This window comes from Mycobacterium sp. TH-M82, from assembly GCF_057473605.1.
Map to the genome: position 1 here is coordinate 1 of NZ_JBYCKY010000604.1, position 1,906 is coordinate 1,906.

Annotated in this window: 2 protein-coding genes; both read right to left on the reverse strand. The window is 66.6% G+C overall.

Annotation, left to right across the window (positions count from 1 at the left end; translation table 11 throughout):
- The coding region (locus AC2VON_RS17990; RefSeq protein ID WP_486954171.1) for a response regulator at positions 1-606 on the reverse strand (606 nt) is incomplete at its 3' end.
- Between the two features lie 73 nt (positions 607-679).
- Positions 680-1,906: sensor histidine kinase (locus AC2VON_RS17995; RefSeq protein ID WP_486954172.1), on the reverse strand; the 1,227-nt coding region annotated here is incomplete at its 5' end.

Sequence of the window (1,906 nt, forward strand, 5' to 3'; positions counted from 1 at the left end):
GCGCCGCAACTGCGCCAGGTACACCCGCAGGTAATGGGTTTCCTTCGCATACGCCGGACCCCATACCTGGGTGAGCAGTTCGTCACGCCCTACCAGTTTCCCCCGATTGCGGGTCAGCATCTCCAACATGCCCCACTCAGTCGGGGTCAGGTGCACCTCAATGCCGTTCTTGACCACCTTCTTTGCGGCCAGATCAACCGTGAACGAGGCGGTTTCGATCACCGGCTGTTCGGTTTCGGAGATGGCGGCGTTCCGACGCACTGCAGCGCGCAGCCGGGCCAGGAACTCATCCATCCCGAACGGTTTCGTCACGTAGTCGTCGGCGCCGGCGTCGAGTGCCCCCACCTTGTCGGTGGAGTCGGTGCGTGCTGACAACACGATGACCGGTGCGGTCAGCCAGCCGCGTAGCCCCGCGAGCACCTCGATTCCGGAGATGTCGGGCAGTCCCAGGTCGAGGATCACCACGTCGGGTCGACGTTCGGCGGCGGCGCGCAGCGCGCCCGCGCCAGTCGCCGCGGTGATGACCTCATAGCCGCGCACCGACAGGTTGATCTTCATCGCACGAAGGATCTGCGGCTCGTCGTCGACCACCAGCACCCTAGTCATGGGCGCGGGTCTCCCCCGCGAGCGGGAGGTGCCCCCAGCTCATCGCTGCGCTCTGCATCGTCGTCGGCGTGGGTCACACGTGCGGTTCCGCCTCCGCGGCCAGATCCAGCACCATGGTCAGACCGCCACCCGGAGTGTCGGTGGCCTCGATAGTGCCGCCCATTGCCTCGATGAAACCGCGCGCCACTGACAGCCCCAGACCGATACCGGTGGTGTTGTCGCGGTCGCCAAGTCGCTGGAACGCGTCGAACATCCGCTCAGCGGCATCCACGCCCATGCCCTGGATGCCCTGGCCCTCGTCGGCGACATTGATCAGCACCCGGGAACCGACCCTGCCAGAACTGACCCGCACCACACTTTCGGGCGCGTAGCGCAGCGCGTTGTCGATGAGGTTTGCCAGCGCCCGTTCCAGCAGGCCGGCGTCGGCCATCACAACCGTCGGGCCGACTTCCACCTTGACCTGATCGAGGCTGCCTCTTCCGAAGACCGTGGTGCGCTTACCGATACTGACAAGTGCGCGTTCCACCACCTCCTCCAGGTACACCTTGGCAAGTTCCGGTCGGACCACGCCCGCGGTTAACCGGGAGGAGTCGAGCAGGTTACCCACCAGCGAGGTCAGCTGGTCGATCGACTCCTCGACGGTGGCCAGCAATTCGGCGGTGTCCTCCGGAGAGAAGTCGACGTCTTCGGCGCGCAGGCTGGACACTGCGGCCTTGGCCGCGGCCAGCGGGGTACGCAGGTCGTGGCTTACCGCCGACAGCAGGGAGCGGCGCAGCTCGTCGGCCTGCATCACCGCCTCAGCCCGGCTGGCCCCCTCGGCCAGTTCGCTTTGCCTGATCAAGCCTGCCGCCTGTTTGGCGACCGCGGACAGCACCCGGCGGTCCCGGACGGGCAGCTGGTGGCCGGCCAACACCATCGAGATTCTGTCGCCGACGTCGATCGTGGTATCCGCGGAATCCACTGTGGTGCAGGGATCGCTGCCTACGGCGGCGACGACGTCGGACCTGTCCGGTCCGTCGCCAGCATGGGTGCGCAGCATGCTGACCGAGCGCTGCGAATAAGTCTCGCGAACTCGCTCGAGGAGGGTTTCCAGATCCGCTCCGCGCAGCACCGAACCGGCGAACAGCGTCAGCAGTTCTGCCTCTTGGGATGCGCGTCCGGCTTCACGGGCGCGTTTGGCAGCCCCGTCGACCAACACCGCGAACGCGATTGCCACGACCAGGAGGACCACCTCGGTGACGGCGTTGGCGGGGGCGGAGATGGTGAAGGTGTGCCGCGGGGCTGTCAGGAAGTAGTTCAG